This window comes from [Scytonema hofmanni] UTEX 2349 (assembly GCF_000582685.1).
Taxonomy (GTDB): Bacteria; Cyanobacteriota; Cyanobacteriia; order Cyanobacteriales; family Nostocaceae; genus Hassallia; species Hassallia hofmanni.
In genome coordinates, this window is sequence record NZ_KK073768.1 from 2,690,291 (window position 1) to 2,712,434 (window position 22,144).

Below are 22,144 nucleotides of genomic sequence, written 5' to 3' on the forward strand. Positions count from 1 at the left end.
CTTCCCCTGCCCCCTCCCCCCCTCTCCCTCACTGGTCGCGCATCTATGCAGTTGCGGCTGGCACTTTTGTTGCGGGTTTAGTTTGGTTGCCAGTATTTTTACAGAATAGCTATGGTGATAAATTAACTGATTGGATTCAAGTTCCGCGTGTGGGATTTGCTTGGATTAGTCCACTTTTTCAAGCTTTTGCTGCATGGGTAACAATGCAGTTTTTGCTACCAGTTGAATCACCGCATTTATGGATTGTGCTTGTTTCTGGGGCAGTGATGCTGATTTACTTTATTTGGTTATTACCAATTTTGTTTGGTGGTTTGAAGGTTCGGCTAAAACAACCAGAAACTCATTTGATGACTCAGGTGTTTGTTCTTCTAGTTGTGAGTGCGATCGCTTTATTTTTTATCTTCACCTATTTTTTCGGAATTGACTTAACACGGGGCGCCCGCTATAACTTTATTTACTTTCCTGCTGTCATAGTTTTACTAGGAGCAAGTTTCGCACTTTCCTGGAATCCTCAAGTTGGACGTCCAAGAAGTTCTGGAAAAAAGGTTGTAGGCATAATTTGGCTAATGGGATTCTTCAGCGCAGTGACAGTTTTAAGCAATCTAGGCTATCAAAAATACTATCGTCCTGACCTTTTTGTAGAACTAATTCAAAAAACATCTCAAGTGCCAGTATTGATTGCAACTACTCAAAGAACTCATGTACATATTGGGGAAATGATGGGGGTAGCCAGGGAATTTAAAATCCAAAATTTAACTTCCCCCACTCCCCTATTTCTCCTCGCACATCAAGACCAAAACCCGAATACTTCTTCTGATGCTTTGCTTCATACTTTAAAAGAACTTCCACAACCTCTGGATTTATGGTTAGTAAACTTTTATGCACCTCTTCCAGAAGAAGTGAAAAAATGTGCTGCTGATATGCAATCTTTGCCATCTGTAAACGGCTATGAATATAAACTTTATCATTGTAGATGAAAGTAATAAAACAGCCTCTGAAGCGCAGAACCCCACCCCGTCAAAGCTGTGCTTTGTCTCCCCTCCCCGCAAGCGGGGAGGGGATTAAGGGGTGGGGTGCAGTGACTGTGGGAATTATAACTAATTAATTATCCGGGCTTAATATAAAAGTCAAGTTTCACAAAATCTAATAATCATGCAAGAGAAACATCAGTGTTTAAATAAATTAGCAAAGCTAATCCTCACAACTTATCTTTGTTGTTTACCCCTACTAGCTTGTAATAATCAGCAACCAGTCAGCCAAGAAAATCAAACAACACCACCAAAACCTCAAGTAACTCCCACCCCAACACCTTTATTATTAAAATCTTCACTACCACAAGATAAAAATTATTTACTCGATAATCAAATTTGGGGTCAACCTGGGGATAAACAGAATTTACTCAAAGCAATTGACTATAGTTTAAGCTACCTGCAAACACCAGCAGCAAAAACAGCTTATCAAAATTATATTATTCCCGAAATCACCCAAGTAAAAGTTGAAAAAAGCCTGAAAAGATTTCGTGAATTAGTTGTTAATTCCCCAAATGCCCAAGAATTACAAGCTGCTGTCAACAAAGAGTTTGCATTTTATAAATCTATCGGTTCCGACAATCAAGGCACTATTTTATTTACTGGTTATTACAAACCAATTTATCTAGCAAGTCGCAAACCTACAGCAGAATATCGTTATCCCATCTACCGCTTACCCGACGATTTTCAAACCTGGAGTAAACCCCATCCTACCCGTTTAGAATTGGAAGGTGCAGATGCTTTACAAGCAACGAAAGGCAAGCTCAAAGGTTTAGAATTATTTTGGTTAAAATCGCGGATGGATGCTTTTATTGCCCAAGTCCAAGGTTCTGCTGTTTTGAAATTTTCTGATGGAACTACTACAACAATTAACTATGCGGGAAACACCGACCACGATTATGTCAGCTTAGGTAAGGAATTAATTAAAGATGGCAAACTACAGCAAGAAGGAATTACTTTAGAAAAAGTTATTAATTATCTGGAAAAAAATCCTCAAAGCCAAAACATCTACTTACCTCGAAATCCTCGTTTTATCTTCTTTAAAGACACAAAAAATGCCCCCACTAGCGGTAGTCTCGGCGTCCCAATTATTCCGGAAAGGTCGATTGCTACAGATAAATCCTTAATGCCTCCCGGTGCATTAGCGATAATTCACAGTTCTTTTCCATTTATCAATCAAGGCAAAATCGAACAGCGTCTTGTGAGTCGCTACGTCCTCGATCAAGACACAGGAGGTGCAATCAAATCTCCAGGTCGAGTTGATTATTATATCGGTGTCGGCAAAGAAGCAGGCGATCGCGCTGGTTCTATTGTGAATAAAGGTGAGCTATATTATCTATTGTTGCGGGAGTGAAGCAAAAAGCTTTTCCCCGCAATGCGATCGCCAACAATTAGAAAAGAGACGTAGCAATGCTACGTCTCTACAAATGTTTCGGGCAATGCCTAATTAATTTATCTTACCCTTTGTCGCGTATATCGCGTATCAAGCCCTTGTTTAATCCAAGTTAAGCATTCATACTCTGACTTGAATAATTTGGGCGCGGCAATATTATTCAAGAATTCCGGTGGATAATGGTCGTAGAAATATTTATCATCTTGTTGAAAGACGATAATCAAATTTTGGTGGAACGTGTAGCGACGCTGAAAACTATCACCATGACTCACCAAATCTGAATGTTTCTCAATATGTTCTTTGGCAATATCAATGATATTACTCAAGCTATTGCCATAGATTTCTGCCGGATTTTCTGCTTTGTGAAATTGGCTTTTTTGCCCAATTTCTGCCAAGAGTTTGTAAGAATAAATCTCGTAATTATCCACTTTGCCATAAACAAAGGGGATGATGAGATACCCTTCAAATGAAACTGAACTTTCATAAAGAAGACGGCTCATCTTGACCTCCTATTGTGTAGATGCTCCCTGAATTAAGCTATTGCTTTGTTGAAAACAGAATGATTTACTAGGCAAATAGCTTGCTTGAAATGGTTTTGCTGATATGTGATAAAAATTAGGAACAGCGCAAACAACTGCTATTTACTTGCACGCTTGGCGGCGTGTTGTTTACGAGAAGCTGAATATTTGAGTTATTAATTGGGCTTCTTAGTCGTTTGTAGTGCCTATCTTCAACTTACCATAGCAGGTTGAATGATAATACCTGTGAGGGGTGTAGGGGTGCAGGGGTGTAAGGGTGTAGAGGTGGGTGTTGTAGTCGGCGCTTCAGCGCTGTAGACGCAAAGCGGCTTCTCGCAGAGTAGCGCCGACTACAAGCAGGTTTTAAGCTTCGACTTTTACACCGTTAACTAAGCAGGCAAGTCACCTCGCCTACTCGTCTTCAAAACCGGACATGAGACTTTCACCTCATCCGGCTCCTCAAAAACTTGGCGATTGTCATTCGTACTTCTCATTTAGACCTAGTTCTTTTGTCCTTTGAGGGTTTATAAGAACTAATTTGACTTCTGTCTTTGATGGTCTTTTCTACGTGGCAGTGTTTATGTAGTAGCTGGAGGTTGGAAAGTGTGTTTTTACCACCCAATGAGCGGGCGGATATGTGGTCGAGTTCCCATTTATCTCCATGCTTGAAATAGTCGCCACACCAGGGACATTTCCCAGATTGTAGCTTGAGCAGTTTTATGGTTATTCCAGAAAGTTCTGGATGACTACTTAACCGTTGGCTCCAGTATATTGTGTCACCGTCAAAAGGGCTTTTATCTCCTTTTATTTTGATGTACTTATCTGTTCCACATGATATTGAATCATGTCTGATAAGCATAACAGGGTTTTCCCTTGTTCTGGGTGTAGAGAAGCACCAGTGATTGTTGCCTACTGTTTGCCAGTATTTCTTTACCCAGTATTTAGTTGGCTTATTTGGGTGACGGTGTTTTGCCCAAGCTCGAAGTTTACACCAGACTAGATGATCGAGGGTTGAATAGGTTTTATTACTATTCACGGTAGAAAAGTAGTTTGCCCATCCCCGAATTTTTGGATTTAATTTCCAGATGAGTTTATCCTGTGACCAGGCTTTACCCTTTTCAATTACTTCGGCAATGTCTCGATAATGTCGTTTGACGCTTTCTTTACTTGGGGTGATGATTGTGCAATGCCCTATGCGTTTCCCTTGGGTATTTTTCCAAGCGTGTTTCTTTCCTATTGGATGTTGTCTGATATTAAAACCTAGAAAATTGAATCCTGGATGTTCATTACCGTTTTGATTTAAGGTATGTGCAATCCGGGTTTTACTAGGTTTGAGTTCTAACCCAATAGTACTAAGCCAATTGGAGGTAATCTCCTTACATCTTTGGACTATGGCTAAATCTTCGTGTATTATCACGAAATCATCTGCATATCTGATTACACTAAGGCTACGGATTTTATCTCTAGCAGCCATAGGTTTCCCACTCGGATATTTTAGGGGAACTTTTCTAATGTAATCCATTAGATGATTTTCTAAACCGTGGAGGGCGATATTGGCTAAGAGTGGAGAAATAACTCCGCCTTGCGGTGTACCCTCAGATGTATCAACATATTGACCACAATCTATAACTCCTGATTTTAACCAGGCTTTTAATTGTCGTCTAAACTTCGGGAAAGTTTGCACCTTCTCTAATAGTTTTTCGTGGTTGATTTGGTCGAAACATTTTGCAATATCAGCATCAAGAACATACTTTGATTTATATCTAAGTGCGTCCCATATGGCTTTGATTGCGTCTTGGGCATTGCGTCCTGGTCGGAATCCATAAGAGTTGGATTCAAATCGCGCTTCCCATTCTGGCTCAAGGGCTAGTTTGACAAGCGCTTGCAAGGCTCGGTCGTACATTGTCGGTATTCCTAATGGTCTTTTTTCCTCCTTTCCGGGCTTAGGAATCCATACCCGACGTGTGGATTTGGCTTTTGTACCAAATTTTAGGTTTTTGACCAGTTCGAGTCTTTGCTGGGGTGTAAGAGATTTAACACCGTCTATTCCGGCAGTTTTCTTTCCCTGGTTATCTTGAGTTACCCGACGTACTGCCAAGCACTTTGCTGACCAAGAGGTTGTTAAAGTTTTCTGGAGCTTACGGACTGCTTTAACATCACCACGGTGAGAAGCTTTGTAGATGCGCTTTTGCAGCTTAAACACACGACGTTCTAATTCCCGCCAAGAGGTTTCTCGCCACGTAAGTGACGTTTCTTCTTCTTGAGGGTAAGGAATATCGTCTATCCATACCATCCTCATATTTTGGGCATTAGTCTTATTCACTGCTATTTGTACCTCTACATTCCAAGTTCCCGTGGGGCTGTCTGCGTCCACTTTCCATTACAGAAAGCAGGAGTTGCTTTTGCCCCAATCCCTCCCCTAAGTTGCCTGGGTTTCCAGTGTGTTGCGTCTTAGCTGACTACTCAAAAATCGACCATTTCTGAGAGCAAACTCAGGGGTTATTTCGTTCCTAACTGGCTTTGGTTTCTGGTTTTAGAGTCTCTCTGTCCACCGGGGTACTTTTGGATGCTTTTCAGAGAAACCAACATTTCTCTGAACTTTTACTAGGACACTGGAAAAATTGCCTAGCTATTCCCCTTGGTCAATTTTGACCCTTGCGTATCAGCCTCTTCCGCAAGTTCGCCTTTTACGATGGTTCTGACGAGAGTTTGTATTCCTACTCATGACCAGTTGCTAGGGATTCCACCCCGTTTGAGGCTTGGAGTTTCCTCCCGTTTTTCCCAGCTTCAGTATTTGGGATGCTAATCCAGACACTGTGGGAATGCTGTCAACCTTTGCATCTAGGTGGCTAGACTAAGGATTTGAGTATCCTGGCACTAGCAAGCCAGTTAAGTTATCAAAAGTTCTTAAAAAGAGAACTTTTGTGGCTAATCCTTCAAGCCTTTACCCAGTAAGGGTTACGGCTGATTTCTAGCCAACGAAACGCACTTTCCAGAAAGCGATATAGCCTTCGATATTTTTCGCTTTCTCTTTGGCAGTGGGATAGTACCAAGCAGCGTCTTTGTTGACTTGTCCATCAACTTCGATGCTGTAATAACTAGCAACACCTTTCCACGGACAAGTGGACTGGGTGTTGCTTTCTTTGAAGTATTGCTGGTTAATTGCGTCTTTGGGAAAGTAATGATTGTTTTCCACAACTACAGTTTTATCGCTTTCGGCTAAAACGGCGCCATTCCAAGTTGCTTTCGGCATAGTGATTTTGTGACTAAACTTTACACTTAATATTTTGACACTTATACCAATTTTACGTGAGTCCCTCAGACTGGAAGCCTGGGGCTAAAGGAACAAGAGCTTACCTGCGTGGGCTAAATTAATGGTGAGAGATTAAAAAATTAGGACTTACGCATTGACAGAAAAGCCAAAATGACAGGTATAGTTTTCAAGGCTTCTAGCTAGATTTTTCAATTGATTATTGCGATCGCCAACAATCATAAGTGACATTCAAACGCCTGGAACAACGTATTTACGTTAATACACAAGATAGTGGTTTTGTACAGTGCGTAAGTCCTAAAAATTAGCCCTTTCAAGGTGAGCATATGTACTATCCAATTTTTAACCGTATTTCAGGCATTGACTGCAATTGAAGAAATAAATTATGGATAAACTCCAAATTTTTGGACTGTAAATTAAGCGATCGCAATCGCCAAAATACCGAAATTGGGTGAAAAATATTATTTATTTCATAGTACAAACGTTCACCTTGAAAGGGCTGGTCCTAAAAATATAGATATCCTTCTATCTCTGTTGTAGTATCATTTGGGCGATCGCTTCCTCAAGTCTTTGTGTGAAAATTTACGTTAGTCCCTCAGGCTGGAAGCCTGGGGCTACAGAAACGAAGCCCACCTGCGTGGGCTAAATTAATGGTGAGAGGTAAAAAAATATAGATATCGTTCTATCTCTGTTGTAGTATGATTTGGGCGTAGGCGTAGCCCGTCGTAGACATCGCTACCTGCTGGCTCAAGTCTTTGTGGAATGATATGTGTGAAAATTGAAGTAATTTTTACATATATTAACTAACAGTGAATTTATGGTAACTGTAACGCTGACGGCTGTTGCTACTGCGATCGCTACTACACTTTGGACTAAAGCACAGGAGAAAATCGGCGAAAATGTTGGTGATGCTACATGGACGCTCGGTGGTAAGTTAATAGAAAAGCTCCGCGAAAAGAAGAAATCGCCATTACTCACCAGTGCTGTTGAGGGAAATGAACCGCAGCGATTGGATTATGGTCAAGCAGTGCTGGAACTCAAAGCAGCAGCAGACGCAGATCCAGAAATTGCTCAAGCTGTTGTGGATGTGGAAGCAGCAGTTAACAATGATCAGTCTGAGATTGCTAAGGAGATTAAAAAATTAGTAGAACAAATCAACTCGCACCCGTCAGTTGTCAATAATGCAAAGTTAGCAGATGAGATTAAGAATGTCTTCCAAGGCAATCAATTTAACGCTCCAGTCACGTTTAATGAGTGACTGAAGTCGTCTCAAGGGGAGGATGGGACAAAGTTAACTCCCGATGACTGGCGTCAAATCTGCCGTAAAATGTTGGCAGAACGACGAAAGCTGACTACAAATCTTTTAACATCAACTGAAGGGGTTGCCCTGCAAGTTGATGATGTTTACGTGCCACTGGGATTAGTTGAGCGTAAAAAACAATCCAAGCGTCAAGACGATATTTCTCCAGAACAGGGAGCAGATAAGGTTCAAGGTGATATTTCTCCAGAACAGGGTTCAGAACTGTACAAAGAGACGGAAATCACTAAAACATTTGAGCATGATGCTTTTCTGGAAGAAGTTCTCAAACAAAAGAATACCCCTAAAAGTAAAGGTAAACGAATTGCGATTATTGGAGAACCAGGTGCAGGAAAGACAACACTGTTACAGCAGATTGCTGATTGGGTATCTCGTGAGATTGACCAATCGATTGTAATTTGGGTATCTTTAGCAGATTTGCGAGAGAAGGAACTAAAATCTTATCTGTTTGAGAGTTGGTTGACTCAGGTTGCTGAGAAAACAGGTAAAGCTGAAACCACTGAGCAGGTGCAACTGCTGCAATCAAATAATCTGGATGACTACACCCGTGGGAAGGTAGCATCAAGCTTAGGGAAAATCGGCACTGGCAATGAAAATGCGATCGCAGCTTCTTTGCTGCAACTGCTGCAATCAAATAATCTGAATAACTACACCCGTAGGCAGGTAGCATCAAGCTTAGGGAAAATCGACCCAGGCAATGAAATTGCGATCACAGCCTTGGTGCAACTGCTGCAATCAAATAATATGCATGACAACACCCGTAGGGAGGCAGCAGAAAGCTTAGGGGAAATCGACCCAGGCAATGAAATTGCGATTGCAGCTTTGGTGCGACTGCTGCAATCAAATAATCTGGATAACCGCACCCGTTGGCAGGTAGCATCAAGCTTAGGGAAAATCGGCGCTGGTAATGAAAATGCGATCGCAGCTTTGGTGCAACTGCTGCAATCAAATAATCTGGATGACTACACCCGTAGGCAGGTAGCATCAAGCTTAGGGGAAATCGACCCAGGCAATGAAAATGCGATCGCCGCCTTGGTGGAACTGCTGCAATCAACTACTGTGGATGACGAAACCCGTATGAGCGCAGCATATAGCTTAGGGGAAATCGGCACAGGCAATGAAATTGCGATCGCAGCTTTGGTGCAACTGCTGCAATCAAATAATCTGGATGACTACACCCTTCGGCAGGTAGTAGAAAGCTTAGGGGAAATCGGCACAGGCAATGAAATTGCGATCGCAGCTTTGGTGCAAGTGCTGCAATCAAATAATCTGGATGACTACACCCTTCGGCAGGTAGTAGAAAGCTTAGGGAAAATTGGCATAAGCAATAAAGAAGCGATCGCAGCTTTGGTGCAACTGCTGCAATCAAATAATCTGGATGACTACACCCTTCGGCAGGTAGTAGAAAGCTTAGGGAAAATCGGCACTGGCAATAAAGAAGCGATCGCAGCTTTGATGCAACTGCTGCAATCAAATAATCTGGATGAATTCACCCGTAGGCAGGTACTAGAAAGCTTAGAGAAAATTCTACAAAATAATCAGCATCGCTCTAAGGTAGTCAAAGCTTTAAGTAGTTATTGGCAATCGAATGATGAATATTACGATTTAGCCTGGAAATGCGCCCAGAATATGCCTTACCCCGATTTCTATCAAGCTTGGCATCATCATAATGTTGCTACTCGTGCGATGCGAAGCTTAAAAAATATCCTCTTCACATGAATAATTTAAGTACTTTTGCAGCAGCGACGTTACAAATAAAGTTGCCGTGGTAACAATAGCTTGTCCGCTCGCAATACGGTTCGGTTAAGGCAACAGACGCGATAAATCGCCGTCTCTACAAAGGACTTATTATTGTAAAGACGGCGATTTATCGCGTCGTTTATTGAAATCGGGCAGTCGTTTATTGAAATCGGGCAGTCGTTTATTGAATTCGGGCAGTCGTTTATCTTAATCAGATTAGTCCGCGCAGGCGGACTTTGTTTGTGTAGCCGCGATTTTAATCGTCGGGGCTATGGGAATCATAACTTTCCCTGCAAAAATGGATTTACAATCTGTAAGGCATTTTCGATAATCAAGCCATCTTGCATATCTTCTGAGTAAAGAATACTTGCTTGCCCTAAAACGGCACTGGCAACGATGAGGCTATCCCAAAATGATAGCAAATAGCGATGTCTACGACGGGCTTCGCCTACGCGTAACTTGACTCCATACTGAAGCGTTTCTAGGGAGATAGACAAGATTTCACAGCCTTGTACAAAATCTTCAATTAAGTTTTGAATCTGCGAGTTATCAAAACCTGCTTTGCGGATTAAATTTGCACAAACCTCATTGATAACTTGCACACTAACAAGCAGGTTTTCTTGACTTGTAACGTTTGTAGCTATTTGTTGCTTTTGTATTGCACTTGAATCACTGGAATTCAAGATAAAACGATAGAGCCAAATATTGGAATCAACAAAGCATCGTGTCGAATCACCAGCGTTCATTTGCTTCTTCTCTGGTGAGTGGTTTAAAACCTGCTATCTGGATAGGATTTGCGGTTAGCTGGGCTATAATACCCGTCTGTGGAAAACATTTCTTTTTTGACAAGGGTTTCAAGATTACAATTTGTACGATTTCGGCTTTGAGTATCTCGTCTTGATACTCAATGGGAATTTCGATTGTGCCGTTGTTGACTTTAGCGTTAAAGTGTGTGTTTGTAGTCATCGGTTCCAACAATTCTAGAAAGAGGATTTAATTTGGTTATGCTGCAAAAGAGGTGACACGGTAATGAGAGTTGTCTTTTAGTTTAGCTAATTGCGTTAAACTATTGCTAAAGCACTGTTAACTTTTTAATTTATCATGACTCAATCACCAGTAAAAACTCTTTATGAAATAGACTTTGCTTTGTGGATTGAGCAGACTGTCAGCAGCTTAAAATCCCAAGATTATAGCAATGTGGACTGGGAAAATTTAATTGAGGAAATAGAAGCATTGGGGAGGAGAGATAGACGGGAATTAGAAAGTCGCTTGACAACCTTATTTGAACACGCTCTAAAACGGAATTATGTAAATTTACCACAATGTTATGGTGGTTGGGAAGCAACAATTAGCCGCACACAACAGGAATTAAGCCGTATTCTTCGAGATTCTCCTAGTCTGCGTAATTATTTTTTAACTATATGTGATGAATGTTATCAAAATGCATCTAAAAACATGAATAAGGAATATGATGTAAAATTTCCTGATGATTGCCCTTTCCCTAATGATGTAGAAACATTATTGGCTGACAGTTTTTGGTATTATTAAAGTCTCGCACTGACCGTCATCCCGCCCAGAACTGAAGTTCAGGGCTAATAGCTTAAGTCCACTCAAGTGGACTGAAAAATTTCTTCTTAGTCCTGTTTAGAGGACTTTAACTATTAGCCTTGGAATTAATTCCAAGGCGGGATCGCAACGAAGCCAGAAAGTGAAAAGATGTAAGTTATGAGCCGCATGACATATTATTATCTACTTAATTCACTCAAACCAATCTTTTCCTCCCGGTAACTCCGCTAAATGATGATCAATAATATCTGGCAAGTCTTTAGGATGATATTTATAAGTTAAATGTAAAAGTTTTTGAGCAATATTAATTAACGTTTCTCGATTAAGTCTTTGGGAAACTTGACTAGGTTTTAATGTACCTGCAAAAATCTCAGCGCTGGCTGGTCGAATTGCGATCGCTACTGCTTCTTCTAAATATTCTGACCAGTCATCAGCTTGAATATAATAAGATTTTTGATTAGCTTTAATATTTAATTTGGCAATTTGAATCACTGAATCAGAGATAGAAGCAATCCAAGAGTTGGTTAAACGCTGTTCAATTTGGTTTTTAATTAAATGAATACATAATCTTACTAAAAAAGCTTCTATTTTTCGCAGAATTGCCTGTTTACTCATCTCCTCTAAATCATCAATAATCTCTAGGGCATCATCATAACGACCCTCTAAGATACTTTGTCTTAATTCTATTAATTCTTGTGTCATAGTGAACGAATAATCCTATGAATGAAATACTAGCACCGCTTCGCGGAAGTCAAAAGTCAAAAGTCAAAAGTCAAAAAGCTTGAAATACAAGGTTTATTGAATAACCTTTCCACCTTAAAAGTGCATAAGCATAGGCTTTTTTCAACATGAAATAATCAGCACTCACTCGCAAGAAGTTCAACAATAATTTATCTGATTCACTTAATTGATTATGTTGGTTTTTTTCTAACAGTTGTAAATGTAGTTCTTGTTGACTTTCGGAAACTTTATTTTGAGCAATAGTTAATAAATCTTCAATAGTTAATTCTTGCATAGCCGTTAATTATCCTTGTAATTCCAGCGGTGCATAATCAATAGCAGGAGGAGAATTACTTTGGGTAGTCATAAATTATGCTAATATTTGACTTATATATTTTATAACACTTTGCCCCTATAACCGTAACCTTTGCACCTCTATAAAATGGTTTGAAATCGTATACTCTAGTACAGGTCTGCGGAAATAGAGCAACCATTTAAAATCTGTAAAAAGCCCATTTCATAATACTTTTGACTTTTGACTTTTGAATGCGTGACTTCCGCCGTGCGGTACTAGTTCCATAACGTAAGGCTTCCCAAAGCTACCGATAATGTGAGTTAAAATCCTGATATCTTCCTAACTACCCTGGCAAAAAGCCCGAAAAAAGCGATCGCTATGCTTCAGTATCCCAATTTAGAACCAGCGCTAAAATATCACTTCGGTTACGATCAATTTCGCCCAGGACAGCGGCAAATTATCGAAGATGCGCTGCAAAATCGGGATTTACTGATTGTTATGCCTACGGGGGGAGGAAAATCGCTGTGCTTTCAACTACCAGCCATTTTGAAAAAAGGCTTAACGGTGGTAGTATCGCCGTTGATCGCTTTGATGCAAGACCAAGTGGAATCGTTGCGAAATAATAATATCTCTGCAACATTTCTTAATAGTAGTCTGAATGCTTATAAAACGCGATCGCGTGAAGAAGCGATTCTCAAAGGTCAAGTTAAATTACTCTACGTCGCTCCAGAACGCTTATTAAGCGAGAGATTTCTGCCTTTTCTCGATTTAGTACATCACCAAATCGGCATTTCTGCCTTTGCCATTGATGAAGCGCATTGCGTCTCAGAATGGGGACACGATTTTCGTCCAGAATATCGGCAGTTGCGCTCTGTGCGGAAACGTTACCCAAATGTCCCCACTCTCGCACTTACCGCAACTGCCACAGATCGAGTCCGTAATGATATTATCCAACAATTGGGATTAAAGCAACCAAGTATTCATATTGCTAGTTTCAATCGTCCAAATCTCTATTATGAAATTCGCTCTAAAACTAAGTCTGCTTACGCGGAAATATTAGAAATTGTCAGAGAAAATGAAGGTTCGGGAATTATCTATTGTTTGACGCGCAAAAAGGTAGATGAACTTACTTTTAAACTGCAAAATGATAAAATTGCTGCACTTTCTTATCATGCAGGTTTAACTGACGAAGAACGCACAAGCAATCAAACTCGATTTATTCGCGATGATGTGCGCTTGATGGTGGCAACTGTTGCTTTTGGCATGGGAATTAATAAACCGGATGTCCGATTTGTAATTCACTATGATATACCGCGTAATTTAGAAAGTTATTATCAAGAATCAGGCAGAGCGGGTAGAGATGGGGAAACATCTCGGTGTACAATGTTTTTCAGTTACGGTGATATTAAAACAATAGAATGGAGTATTAATCAAAAAACCGATCCGCAAGAACAATTAATTGCGAAGCAACAATTACGTCAGGTTATTGATTATGCCGAAGGTACAGATTGCCGGCGGACAATTCAGTTAAGTTATTTTGGCGAACGTTTTCCGGGAAATTGCGGTAACTGTGATAATTGTCGTTTTCCCAAACCGGTGCAAGATTGGACAATTGAAGCGATGAAATTTCTATCTTGTGTAGCGCGTTGTAAAGAAAGATTTGGGATGCTGCATATTATTGATGTGTTGCGTGGAGCGAAAACACAAAAGATTACTCAAAACGGACATGATAAACTATCTACATACGGTATTGGCAAAGATAAAAGTGTCGATGAATGGCGAATGTTAGCGCGATCGCTTTTACATCAAGGCTTATTAGAACAAACGAACGATGGTTACTCTGTCTTCAAGTTGAACGCTTTGAGTTGGGAAGTAATGCGGAAACAGCGTACAGTTTCTATAGCCGTTACCGTCGCACAGAAGCCGATTTGGGAAGGTGATAGCGAAAAAGCCGCAGAAGTGGAAATGCTCGTTTATCGATTGCGATCGCTTCGTAAACAACTTGCTGATGAACAATCTGTTCCACCTTATGTTGTCTTTCCCGATTCTACTTTAAAGTTGATGGCACAAGCCAAGCCAAAAACACTCACTGAATTTGGTGAACTTTCCGGTGTTGGTAGTCATAAACTCGCTCAATATGGGGATACATTTCTCAAAGAAATTTGTGCTTATTGTGAAGAACAAGGTTTGTCATTAGAAAAAGCGAATGTTACTTCTACATCTTCTGTTGCCTTACCTACAGAGACTGAATATTTTACTTTACAGTTACATCAACAAGGTTTAACTGTGGAAGAAATTGCTCATAAACGCAACTTTAGACCAACAACAATTATCCGTCACCTTTCAGATTTAATTGATAAAAATCAGCCTGTAGATTTAAATTTGTTGGTTCCCCTAGAAAAGCAGCAGAAAATTTTGCAAGTGTTAGAAATTCTTGGGGATATTGCTTTGACGCCAATTAAAGAGTATCTTGGTGATAATTATAGTTTTGATGAAATTCGTTTGGTTAAAGGTAAATGGCGCAGAGATAGTAAGAAGTTAAAATAGAGCATGTTTGCGTCGCAAAAAGCCCGCAGGCTATAAACCTGGGGCTATAATACCAATTCTTTGTGAAGCTGCATAGAATTCTACCCCACCCCCTAACCCCCTACCCCGCTTGCGGGGAGGGGGAACTAGATTCTTATTCCCTCCCCGCAAGCGGGGAGGGTTAGGGTGGGGTTCTTTAATTATGCAACTTCATATTAAATTGGTATAAGAACAAACTTTTGTCGATTTTAGGAGATGTATTGTGACCATTAACTATCGAGTTGCAGCGATCGCCGATCTTACTACTCTCTTAGAGTTTGTTCGAGAGTTTCATCACAATGAGAATTTGCCATTTGATGAAAATATTGATCGCGATGTACTCACACAATTTTTAACTGATGAGTCTTTAGGGAAAGGGTGGCTAATTCACCAAGAAGATGATGCGATCGGCTACATTATTTTGACACTTGGCTACAGCTTGGAATACCGGGGGAGAGATGCCTTTATTGACGAGTTTTACCTTCGTCCCAAGTATCGCGGTCAAGGGATTGGAACTCAAACATTGTTATTTGTCGAGGATGCCTGCCGAGTTTTGGGAGTCCAAGCACTTCATTTGGAAGTAGATTTTGAAAATCCTGATGCCCAACGTCTTTATCACAGAAGCGGGTATCAACGTCATAACCGTTTTCTCATGACTAAACATTTACTAGTCCCTTTATTGTGAGCGAGAGGAAAATCTGGGACACAACGTAAATATTAGCCGTAACACACCATCTTTGATTTAAGAAGCTTCAAGCAAAGAAATATCTATTTTCTCATCTTCTTCCATAACCTCCCACGCATTGGGAACAGCAACATTTAACCACCACGACCAAAATCCTAAACGCTTCCCAGAATCCGATTTGCCAGAAATAGTCTCCCACACTGCCCCATTTGCATAGGCACAAGCAGCAAAGAAAGCAGTATCATTACCTTCTATATCTTGATTATCTGTCAGATTAAAATCAATCTCATCTGGGTCAAAGTTTTCATCAAAAATTGCAGTATCAAGCGATGCAACTGCTGCACATCCAACAGTAAAAGCCATACCCGAATCGTCATAACCTAATTGTTGCATTTCTCGCCAAAACTTTTGGCTTTCTTTTTCTGCGAAAGCTTTACTAACATCTCCAGAAATTACTTTTTCTGCTAGGGTAAGAACTTGTTGGGGTCTATCATCATTCTTGAATCTTTGATTCCAAATCGGGAGAACGTGACGCACTGTAGAGAGTGCTAGTGCTGTACGTTTTAGATGACCATTATCACCAAACATCGCCCAAATCGCATGACGATAACCTAGATTCAAGTCATGCTGAGGATGACGATACAATGATGTATTAGCCTCTTGAATCAGATTTTGTAGCCCAGAGGGAATCGGCATAAAGCACCTTCCTTTACTTGCTCAGATATCTATGATAAACGAACTTTACTTGACCATGAGTATAAAACAGCCAGATACCGTTAGGATCGGCAATAATAATATTTTGTTGTCTTATTTGCGCCAATGCATAAAAATAAGGGTAACAATCTTCTTCACACATACCCCTCGATACACCAATAGAATTATCAGGTTGGATAATCGAGATTTGTTTTTCTGCATGAGAACGATAGTGCTTACCTAAGTCGTTTTTTGGGTCTAATTCCCATGTTTTTGTTTGATAGCCATATCGATTAAATTCTGTTCTTAAATTCTCATAATATTCTTGGACTTGACTTTTATCCTGCTCTAAATATATACCTTTATTTTGTTTGATAGATTGCTTCCATTTTGGATTCAAAGAATCCCAACCGCTAACCGTAGCGACATTATCACTTACTGTAATAGTTTTCCGATTACTCATTTTTGGTTTAACCAATCTACCACTGGTCAGAAGAGAATATATTTCTTCAGTAATTTTTTGAAAATTATTGGCTCTATCAATATCTGCCATTATTTGTGCCGCAATTACTGACTCCAGATTGGACACGAAATCTTGAATATTTGCTACAACTTCTACATTATGGATATCTTTCAAAGTATTTTAACAGATTGAGCAGATGCGTAATATTAGCCATATTATTACAGCGATCACATTGGCTGCTATAGCGCTGATGTTAGATGAAGCGGGACATTTAACTGGTGTTCCTGAGTTGGTAGTTGAAGTATTATCTGGAAGCAAAGAAGACCAAAGAAGGGATAGAGAGGCAAAACTAAAACTTTATTCTTCTAGAGGTGTTAAAGAATATTGGATTGCTGATTGGCGATCGCGCAAATTAGAGGTTTACTCCCGCGAACAAGGTATACTTAAATTGGCAGTAACTATTTTTAGTGATGATACTATAACTTCGGCGCTGTTACCCGGTTTTAGTTGCAGTGTAGAAAAATTTTTCCCAAATTAAATATAAGTGCGATCGCTCGAACCAAATCTAAAAATTACAATAGACGTAGCACTGCTACGTCTTGCTACGTCTCTACAAAGGTTCTGGATAACGCATTATTTAAATTAGGTCAATGTCTAATGGGTTTTTAAAGGAAGCTTGGAACTTCTTTATAGCTGTTTTCTGCTGTTGTGGCAATTGGCAATGGTGCAGTGCTTTCGGTTTTACGAACCAAAGCCAAAAATAGCAGCTTGGGTAAGCTAAGGCAAGCGATCGCAGAAATCACTGTCAGGAATAGACAACTTATCAAACCCATAAATTAATGCCCCTTTTTTAGTATTGTTGATTACTATTTTTAGTTTGAGGCATAATTACTCAAATTTGACAAATGCAATAGTTAGAATTTCTTTTGGTTATTATAAAAAATAATTAAGATACGTTTTGTTAAGGTAAAATCTATTTATCTATGTAGAGAAAATTATTTAATTCAAAACTAACTCATTCTACCATAATAAAGCATTTTTGTAGTAAGGACTTCAGTCCTTATGTAATTAGATGAGGACTGAAGTCCTCACTACGAACTTATCGCTACTTTTTATGGGGAACATTTGGCGCAGAAATTAGGACGGAACTTACATACGGGGCTGGCGGTTAATGAGTAACTTGTACAATATGGAAAACTAGTAATTTCGTATTTAGTTTTCTTTGGTGTAGAGTACACTTGCAACCCTTGAATATATTTGGTTTTCAAAGTAAAAACGATAGATGCAAGCCTTGGGAAAGCAAGACAAGCAAATATATTCATTGAGGTTAGTAATATAATATCTAGCAAATCCATAGGTAATCACCGCCTGTTATTAATAGATGGTCAACTCAAGGATGAAGTAGAAAATTTTCACCCTTCGCTCTTGACGTTAGTCATTGCTATTAGTTACAACCAGTTAAAAGCAAGTTTCATTGCTTTTAATCTATGTAAAATCATCTTAACATATATTTATTTAAATATATTCATGAAAATCTGGAAAATCTGTATGGATATAAGTAGTTGTGTATCTGAAAGTCGGGTATTTTAGTCAAATGACGGAATGTGCTGGAAACATAATAAGGAGATGATGTGTAATGTCGAAAACTTCTGTTACTGCTGATATATTTTCTCAGATTTCTGAGCGAGAGCGCCTAGCATTAAAGCGTTTGGCAGATTTTTCCCATGTAGAGACGCTACCAGAAATATGGGATTTGGTAGCAAAACGATGCGGTGATAGTGTCGCTTTGCACGATCCTCACTCCAAACCAGAAGTTGTGATTACTCATAGGCAGCTATTAGAGAAAATACAGCAATTTGCCACAGGTTTGCAAGGGTTGGGGGTAAAAGTAGGCGATCGCATAACTTTAATTGCTGACAACAGTCCCCGCTGGTTTATTGCCGATCAAGGTATTCTCATGGCAGGGGGAGTAGATGCGCTGCGTAGTTCCCAAGCAGAAAAGGAAGAATTGCTATTTATCATCGCTAATAGTGGTAGCACAGCGCTGGTAGTAGAAGATTTAAAGACACTGAAGAAGCTTCGGGATAGGCTGAACGATTTGCCAATTCAATTAGTTATTTTGCTTAGTGATGAAACACCACCATCAGAAGAAACTTTGAAGGTGTTAAACTTTTCGCAATTGATGGAAAGGAGCGCAAATCATACTTTACAACCAGCGCGGCAAAAACGCAATGACTTAGCAACTTTAATGTACACGTCTGGCACTACAGGCAAACCTAAAGGCGTAATGCTCAGTTATGGTAATTTGATGCACCAAATTACCACCTTTGGCACAGTCGTACAACCAGAAATAGGAGATATTGTCCTGAGCATTCTTCCTAGCTGGCACGTTTACGAAAGAACAGTTGAATATTACTTACTTTCTCAAGGTTGCACCCAAGTTTACACTAATTTGCGTTCTTTCAAAAAGGATTTGCAACAATTCAAACCAAATTATATGCTGGGTGTACCGCGCTTGTGGGAATCGATTTATGAAGGTGTGCAGAAGCAGTTTCGCGAACAACCAGAGAACAAACAACGTTTAATTAACTCGTTACTGGCGATTAGCGATCAGTATATCAAAGCGCGGCGAATTGCGGAAAACTTGAGTTTAGATCATCTTCATGCATCAGGAATTGATCGATTATCAGCAAGTATACAAGCATCTGCATTGTTTCCCCTTCATGCCTTAGGAGAAAAACTCGTTTATAACAAAGTACGAGAAGCCACAGGAGGTAAAATTAAGCAGATGATTAGTGGTGGTGGTGCGCTTCCCAAACACATAGATAATTTCTTTGAAATTATTGGCGTCGAGATTTTACAAGGCTATGGTTTGACGGAAACTTCTCCAGTTACAAATGTACGTCGGACTTGGCGGAATTTACGCGGTTCATCTGGACAACCACTTCCGGGTACAGAAAATAAAATCGTCGATTTAGAAACTCGTAAACCGCTACCAATTGGGGAAAAAGGTTTAGTGCTGTTGAAGGGACCGCAAATTATGCAAGGATATTACCAAAATCCGGAAGCGACGGCAAAAGCAATTGATTCTGAAGGCTGGTTTGATAGTGGGGATTTGGGTTGGGTAACACCAGAAAAAGATTTGGTGCTGACAGGAAGGGCAAAGGATACGATTGTCTTAAGCAACGGCGAAAATATCGAACCACAGCCGATTGAAGATGCGTGCGTGCGATCGCCTTATATCGACCAAATGATGCTTGTGGGGCAAGATCAACGCAGCGTCGGTGCTTTGATTGTACCAAATTTAGAAGCTCTGCAAAAATGGGCAGAAAGTCAAAATCTAGAATTCTGTATAGAGGATGACAATGTAACCGAGACAACAAGTCAAAAAATAAATCTTGAGAGTAAAATGAGCCAGGATTTATTTCGGCAAGAATTGAATCGGGAAGTGCAAAATCGTCCAGGCTATCGAGCGGATGACCGGATTGGTCAATTTAAACTGATCCTGGAGCCGTTTTCTATAGAAAATGGCATGATGACACAAACCTTAAAAATTCGCCGTCACGTCGTCATGGAACGCTATCGCGATATTATTGACGGCATGTTTGCCTGATAATTTCCACCGCAAACAAATAGAGTGAACGTGAAACTTTTATGGATGTCTCCAAACCTCAACTGCTTTTAAAGCGAGTCGTAAATGTCAAAGTCATTGTCACACCTCTCTGGAAAGATGAGGTACAGCAGCAACTGCAAACGCAGATCAATCAAACCGATCAGCAATTGCAACAGCTAGACTCTCAAGGACAAAGAGCAGTAGCTGAAATTCAAAAGCAGAGCTTACAACCTCCTGGACCCCAAACCCTGCAACAAATCGAAAATATCCAAGTCCAAGTCAATCAAAAGAAAAGCGAACTGCTAGAGCAGAAAAATCAAAGTTTGCAAAACCTCCAGCAAGTGCAGTTTCTGGAATTGGATCAGGAAGTCCCGCAATTTCAAATGGAAGGCTTTTTCCGGGTCGAACCAGGTGATAACCTGATCAGCAAAATGCAAGTCGAAATCGTTTTGCGCGATGGTGTTGTAGAAGAAATTCGCGGTGACGTTTAAATTCTGAGTAGAGACGTTCCGGCAAAACGTCTCTACCGTATCGTACAGACGTTCCGGCGGAACGTCTCTTCTAACTCAGGGACGCATCTATCCACAGGTAGAAATTGAATTTTTTTGAGGGCGGTTCCCAGACCAACATTGTAGCTGGGAACCTGCCCAGACAATTTGCCAAACGGGGGGTGAACTCACTAAAAGCGATCGCCCAAAGGTTGTCATCTCCACGCGGTATTTAACGGTATCGACAGCATTATCCGCTTGCTTCATCTGTGTAATCGTCACCATCGCTTGATTTGGTTGCGGATAAACCACCTCCACCTTTCGCGTTGCTTTCTGTGATACCACGTCATCAAAAGCATTCAGGGCAAGTGTAGCCGGATCGCTACCCTGGAGAGCAGAATTGAGATTTTCTAGAGGTATAGTTTTATAAGTTGCTCTTTCAGCATATACCTCAATATGTTGAGCTTGTGGGATTGCCGAAAATTGCTGTTGTCCATTGTAATTGCTCGAACTCGATGCTGAAGGCTGGCGCTGCATGATATAAAATCCGGCAGCGACAGTGGCAAAGATACTCAGTATGAAAATCAAAAATAACTTCAACTTTGCCGACATAAAATTAAACAGAAATTTTAAACACGTTGACTACCAATTCTGAATTTTAGATGGAAATTTCACCTCATATCCTCTTCATTTCAGTAGCTTTTTATCTTCATGAGCGATGATGAGGAGAATAAATCATATAGACCTTTGTGGTGTCTTTAGGTTCCAGGCATTGGGCATTGGGCATTGGGCATTGGGCATTGGGCATTGGGCATTGGGCATTGGGCATTGGGCATTGGGCATTGGGCATTGGGCATTGGGCATTGGGCATTGGGCATTGGGCATTGGGCATTGGGCATTGGGCATTGGGGAATTTATTCTTCATCTCCCCTTGCTTTCCCACTCCCCCACTCCCCAGAGAATGCCAAGAAAAAACCGACAGACTTCTTCAAAAGGCTGTCGGCAATTAGTGTGTTCCCTATTAATGACTCGGCTAGAGTTCAGTTATATGTAATTATGCTGGTTTACCCGTTTTTGGAAGACGATCTTAATCATGGGCATCAGTGATTGTCATCACATGATTGTTGCAGCCAAACTGTATTCACCTAAAAAAGAAATTTCTTACTTCCGAGCTAGTTAATGCATACTGTGCAACTTAAAACTGTATTTTTTAATTACAGTTTATAAATTTTTATCAACATCAACACATTTAATGGAAAATGCATAAACTTATCTACCTGATGACCTTTTTTGAATTGGAGGTAAGCGACTTGACAACATTACAGTTACATTCAATAGTATTGATGCCAGTTATAACTCAAAATATTTTGAGTTTCAAAAATAAAACCTGTGAGAACTGACACAATATTTTATCAACTTTTCCAAACTTTGCCTGGTATTCTCTTTGAACTCATCGGTCAATCTGCTACTGAAGCAGAAGCCTACCAGTTTGCATCTGCTGAAATCAAAGAACTAGCATTTCGCTTTGATGGTTTGTTTTTACCTTTAGTGGATTTGCCTGAACAACCCATCTACTTTGTAGAAGTTCAGTTTCAACCCAAAACCAATTTTTATTGGCGATTTTTTGCCGAAAACTTCGTTTACTTAAATCAATACCAACCGATTCAAGATTGGTATGCAGTCGCAGTGTTTGCCAAACGAAGTTTAGATCCAGGTGTACCGATGCAGTATAGGGGATTGCTGATGAGTCAGCAAGTTAAGTTTGTATACTTAGATGAATTAGAGGAA

General features: G+C 40.2%; 24 protein-coding genes. 12 read left to right on the plus strand and 12 right to left on the minus strand.

Features of this window, described 5'->3' with window-relative positions:
* Both TOL9009_RS49425 and mltA read left to right on the plus strand, forming a co-directional pair.
* Positions 1-977: glycosyl transferase (locus TOL9009_RS49425; RefSeq protein WP_038296400.1), on the plus strand; the 977-nt coding region annotated here is incomplete at its 5' end.
* Between the two features lie 175 nt (positions 978-1,152).
* Positions 1,153-2,382 (plus strand): murein transglycosylase A, encoded by a 1,230-nt coding sequence (mltA, locus tag TOL9009_RS0116955; protein ID WP_029633846.1) that lies wholly within the window; start codon positions 1,153-1,155, stop codon positions 2,380-2,382.
* Positions 2,383-2,480: 98 nt separating this feature from the next.
* On the opposite strand, the gene TOL9009_RS0116960 is transcribed toward mltA, so the two are convergent.
* From TOL9009_RS0116960 to TOL9009_RS0116970, 3 genes are all read right to left on the minus strand, one after another.
* Positions 2,481-2,921 (minus strand): hypothetical protein, encoded by a 441-nt coding sequence (locus TOL9009_RS0116960; RefSeq protein WP_029633847.1) that lies wholly within the window; start codon positions 2,919-2,921, stop codon positions 2,481-2,483.
* 508 nt (positions 2,922-3,429) lie between these two features.
* Positions 3,430-5,313 carry a group II intron reverse transcriptase/maturase gene (gene ltrA / locus TOL9009_RS0116965; RefSeq protein WP_260675910.1) on the minus strand — a complete coding sequence of 628 codons (1,884 nt, stop codon included), beginning with the start codon at positions 5,311-5,313 and terminating at the stop codon, positions 3,430-3,432.
* A 597-nt stretch (positions 5,314-5,910) separates the two neighbouring features.
* Positions 5,911-6,192: a DUF427 domain-containing protein gene (locus tag TOL9009_RS0116970; RefSeq protein ID WP_029633849.1), complete on the minus strand. Its 282-nt coding sequence runs from the start codon at positions 6,190-6,192 to the stop codon at positions 5,911-5,913.
* Positions 6,193-7,027: 835 nt separating this feature from the next.
* On the opposite strand from TOL9009_RS0116970, the gene TOL9009_RS0116975 reads away from it, so the two are divergent.
* Together TOL9009_RS0116975 and TOL9009_RS42200 are read left to right on the plus strand one after the other, a co-directional pair.
* Positions 7,028-7,468 (plus strand): hypothetical protein, encoded by a 441-nt coding sequence (locus TOL9009_RS0116975; RefSeq protein ID WP_029633850.1) that lies wholly within the window; start codon positions 7,028-7,030, stop codon positions 7,466-7,468.
* A 69-nt stretch (positions 7,469-7,537) separates the two neighbouring features.
* Positions 7,538-9,247, plus strand: coding sequence for a HEAT repeat domain-containing protein (locus TOL9009_RS42200; protein ID WP_029633851.1), 1,710 nt, complete (start codon positions 7,538-7,540; stop codon positions 9,245-9,247).
* 299 nt (positions 9,248-9,546) lie between these two features.
* Here the strand turns inward: TOL9009_RS42200 and TOL9009_RS0116985 are convergent, their stop codons facing one another.
* Positions 9,547-10,014: a PIN domain-containing protein gene (locus TOL9009_RS0116985; RefSeq protein ID WP_029633852.1), complete on the minus strand. Its 468-nt coding sequence runs from the start codon at positions 10,012-10,014 to the stop codon at positions 9,547-9,549.
* Positions 10,001-10,234, minus strand: coding sequence for a hypothetical protein (locus TOL9009_RS0116990; RefSeq protein WP_029633853.1), 234 nt, complete (start codon positions 10,232-10,234; stop codon positions 10,001-10,003). The genes TOL9009_RS0116985 and TOL9009_RS0116990 overlap by 14 nt, the downstream gene beginning before the upstream one ends.
* Positions 10,235-10,369: 135 nt before the next feature.
* On the opposite strand from TOL9009_RS0116990, the gene TOL9009_RS0116995 reads away from it, so the two are divergent.
* Positions 10,370-10,816, plus strand: a complete 447-nt coding sequence (locus tag TOL9009_RS0116995; protein ID WP_029633854.1) for a DUF29 domain-containing protein — start codon at positions 10,370-10,372, stop codon at positions 10,814-10,816.
* A gap of 210 nt (positions 10,817-11,026) precedes the next feature.
* On the opposite strand, the gene TOL9009_RS0117000 is transcribed toward TOL9009_RS0116995, so the two are convergent.
* Positions 11,027-11,536, minus strand: coding sequence for a DUF29 family protein (locus tag TOL9009_RS0117000; protein ID WP_029633855.1), 510 nt, complete (start codon positions 11,534-11,536; stop codon positions 11,027-11,029).
* 70 nt (positions 11,537-11,606) lie between these two features.
* Positions 11,607-11,849: a hypothetical protein gene (locus TOL9009_RS39510; RefSeq protein WP_242055093.1), complete on the minus strand. Its 243-nt coding sequence runs from the start codon at positions 11,847-11,849 to the stop codon at positions 11,607-11,609.
* 378 nt (positions 11,850-12,227) lie between these two features.
* Between TOL9009_RS39510 and recQ the strand changes: the two genes are divergently transcribed.
* Positions 12,228-14,396: a DNA helicase RecQ gene (recQ, locus tag TOL9009_RS0117010; protein WP_029633856.1), complete on the plus strand. Its 2,169-nt coding sequence runs from the start codon at positions 12,228-12,230 to the stop codon at positions 14,394-14,396.
* A 241-nt stretch (positions 14,397-14,637) separates the two neighbouring features.
* A complete protein-coding gene (locus TOL9009_RS0117015; protein WP_029633857.1) occupies positions 14,638-15,099 on the plus strand; it encodes a GNAT family N-acetyltransferase in 462 nt (153 codons plus the stop codon).
* Positions 15,100-15,156: 57 nt separating this feature from the next.
* On the opposite strand, the gene TOL9009_RS0117020 is transcribed toward TOL9009_RS0117015, so the two are convergent.
* Together TOL9009_RS0117020 and TOL9009_RS0117025 are read right to left on the minus strand one after the other, a co-directional pair.
* Positions 15,157-15,795: an Imm5 family immunity protein gene (locus TOL9009_RS0117020; RefSeq protein WP_029633858.1), complete on the minus strand. Its 639-nt coding sequence runs from the start codon at positions 15,793-15,795 to the stop codon at positions 15,157-15,159.
* 13 nt (positions 15,796-15,808) lie between these two features.
* Positions 15,809-16,429 (minus strand): hypothetical protein, encoded by a 621-nt coding sequence (locus TOL9009_RS0117025; protein WP_029633859.1) that lies wholly within the window; start codon positions 16,427-16,429, stop codon positions 15,809-15,811.
* 22 nt (positions 16,430-16,451) lie between these two features.
* On the opposite strand from TOL9009_RS0117025, the gene TOL9009_RS39515 reads away from it, so the two are divergent.
* Positions 16,452-16,793 carry a Uma2 family endonuclease gene (locus tag TOL9009_RS39515; protein ID WP_199341246.1) on the plus strand — a complete coding sequence of 114 codons (342 nt, stop codon included), beginning with the start codon at positions 16,452-16,454 and terminating at the stop codon, positions 16,791-16,793.
* A gap of 127 nt (positions 16,794-16,920) precedes the next feature.
* On the opposite strand, the gene TOL9009_RS47395 is transcribed toward TOL9009_RS39515, so the two are convergent.
* Positions 16,921-17,088 carry a hypothetical protein gene (locus tag TOL9009_RS47395; RefSeq protein WP_186227582.1) on the minus strand — a complete coding sequence of 56 codons (168 nt, stop codon included), beginning with the start codon at positions 17,086-17,088 and terminating at the stop codon, positions 16,921-16,923.
* 803 nt (positions 17,089-17,891) lie between these two features.
* Between TOL9009_RS47395 and TOL9009_RS0117045 the strand changes: the two genes are divergently transcribed.
* Complete coding sequence (locus TOL9009_RS0117045; protein ID WP_029633861.1) at positions 17,892-19,868, plus strand: AMP-dependent synthetase/ligase; 1,977 nt, start codon at positions 17,892-17,894, stop codon at positions 19,866-19,868.
* A 41-nt stretch (positions 19,869-19,909) separates the two neighbouring features.
* Positions 19,910-20,359, plus strand: coding sequence for a YlqD family protein (locus TOL9009_RS0117050; RefSeq protein ID WP_029633862.1), 450 nt, complete (start codon positions 19,910-19,912; stop codon positions 20,357-20,359).
* Between the two features lie 87 nt (positions 20,360-20,446).
* Here TOL9009_RS0117050 and TOL9009_RS0117055 read toward each other — a convergent pair whose 3' ends face one another.
* Entirely contained in the window at positions 20,447-20,968 is a 522-nt protein-coding gene (locus TOL9009_RS0117055) for a hypothetical protein (RefSeq protein WP_029633863.1), read from the minus strand.
* Between the two features lie 97 nt (positions 20,969-21,065).
* The gene (locus tag TOL9009_RS47400) at positions 21,066-21,227 is read right to left on the minus strand and encodes a hypothetical protein (RefSeq protein WP_186227583.1); all 162 of its coding nucleotides are present in this window, start codon (positions 21,225-21,227) and stop codon (positions 21,066-21,068) included.
* A 20-nt stretch (positions 21,228-21,247) separates the two neighbouring features.
* On the opposite strand from TOL9009_RS47400, the gene TOL9009_RS47405 reads away from it, so the two are divergent.
* Positions 21,248-21,463: a hypothetical protein gene (locus TOL9009_RS47405; protein ID WP_186227584.1), complete on the plus strand. Its 216-nt coding sequence runs from the start codon at positions 21,248-21,250 to the stop codon at positions 21,461-21,463.
* A 282-nt stretch (positions 21,464-21,745) separates the two neighbouring features.
* Positions 21,746-22,144 (plus strand): DUF2887 domain-containing protein (locus TOL9009_RS0117065; protein WP_029633864.1); only part of this gene is annotated, 399 nt, incomplete at its 3' end.

Excerpts from the sequence above, each read along its gene's own strand:
- mltA (WP_029633846.1), top strand. The coding sequence starts at position 1,153 with ATGCAAGAGAAACATCAGTGTTTAAATAAATTAGCAAAGCTAATCCTC.
- TOL9009_RS0116995 (WP_029633854.1), top strand. The coding sequence starts at position 10,370 with ATGACTCAATCACCAGTAAAAACTCTTTATGAAATAGACTTTGCTTTG.
- TOL9009_RS0117000 (WP_029633855.1), bottom strand. The coding sequence starts at position 11,536 with ATGACACAAGAATTAATAGAATTAAGACAAAGTATCTTAGAGGGTCGT.
- TOL9009_RS0116970 (WP_029633849.1), bottom strand. The coding sequence starts at position 6,192 with ATGCCGAAAGCAACTTGGAATGGCGCCGTTTTAGCCGAAAGCGATAAA.
- TOL9009_RS47400 (WP_186227583.1), bottom strand. The coding sequence starts at position 21,227 with ATGCCCAATGCCCAATGCCCAATGCCCAATGCCCAATGCCCAATGCCC.
- TOL9009_RS39510 (WP_242055093.1), bottom strand. The coding sequence starts at position 11,849 with ATGCAAGAATTAACTATTGAAGATTTATTAACTATTGCTCAAAATAAA.
- TOL9009_RS0117055 (WP_029633863.1), bottom strand. The coding sequence starts at position 20,968 with ATGTCGGCAAAGTTGAAGTTATTTTTGATTTTCATACTGAGTATCTTT.
- TOL9009_RS0116985 (WP_029633852.1), bottom strand. The coding sequence starts at position 10,014 with ATGAACGCTGGTGATTCGACACGATGCTTTGTTGATTCCAATATTTGG.
- TOL9009_RS0117050 (WP_029633862.1), top strand. The coding sequence starts at position 19,910 with ATGGATGTCTCCAAACCTCAACTGCTTTTAAAGCGAGTCGTAAATGTC.
- TOL9009_RS0117045 (WP_029633861.1), top strand. The coding sequence starts at position 17,892 with ATGTCGAAAACTTCTGTTACTGCTGATATATTTTCTCAGATTTCTGAG.
- TOL9009_RS47395 (WP_186227582.1), bottom strand. The coding sequence starts at position 17,088 with ATGGGTTTGATAAGTTGTCTATTCCTGACAGTGATTTCTGCGATCGCT.
- TOL9009_RS39515 (WP_199341246.1), top strand. The coding sequence starts at position 16,452 with ATGCGTAATATTAGCCATATTATTACAGCGATCACATTGGCTGCTATA.
- recQ (WP_029633856.1), top strand. The coding sequence starts at position 12,228 with ATGCTTCAGTATCCCAATTTAGAACCAGCGCTAAAATATCACTTCGGT.
- TOL9009_RS0116960 (WP_029633847.1), bottom strand. The coding sequence starts at position 2,921 with ATGAGCCGTCTTCTTTATGAAAGTTCAGTTTCATTTGAAGGGTATCTC.
- TOL9009_RS0116990 (WP_029633853.1), bottom strand. The coding sequence starts at position 10,234 with ATGACTACAAACACACACTTTAACGCTAAAGTCAACAACGGCACAATC.
- TOL9009_RS42200 (WP_029633851.1), top strand. The coding sequence starts at position 7,538 with ATGTTGGCAGAACGACGAAAGCTGACTACAAATCTTTTAACATCAACT.
- TOL9009_RS0116975 (WP_029633850.1), top strand. The coding sequence starts at position 7,028 with ATGGTAACTGTAACGCTGACGGCTGTTGCTACTGCGATCGCTACTACA.
- TOL9009_RS0117020 (WP_029633858.1), bottom strand. The coding sequence starts at position 15,795 with ATGCCGATTCCCTCTGGGCTACAAAATCTGATTCAAGAGGCTAATACA.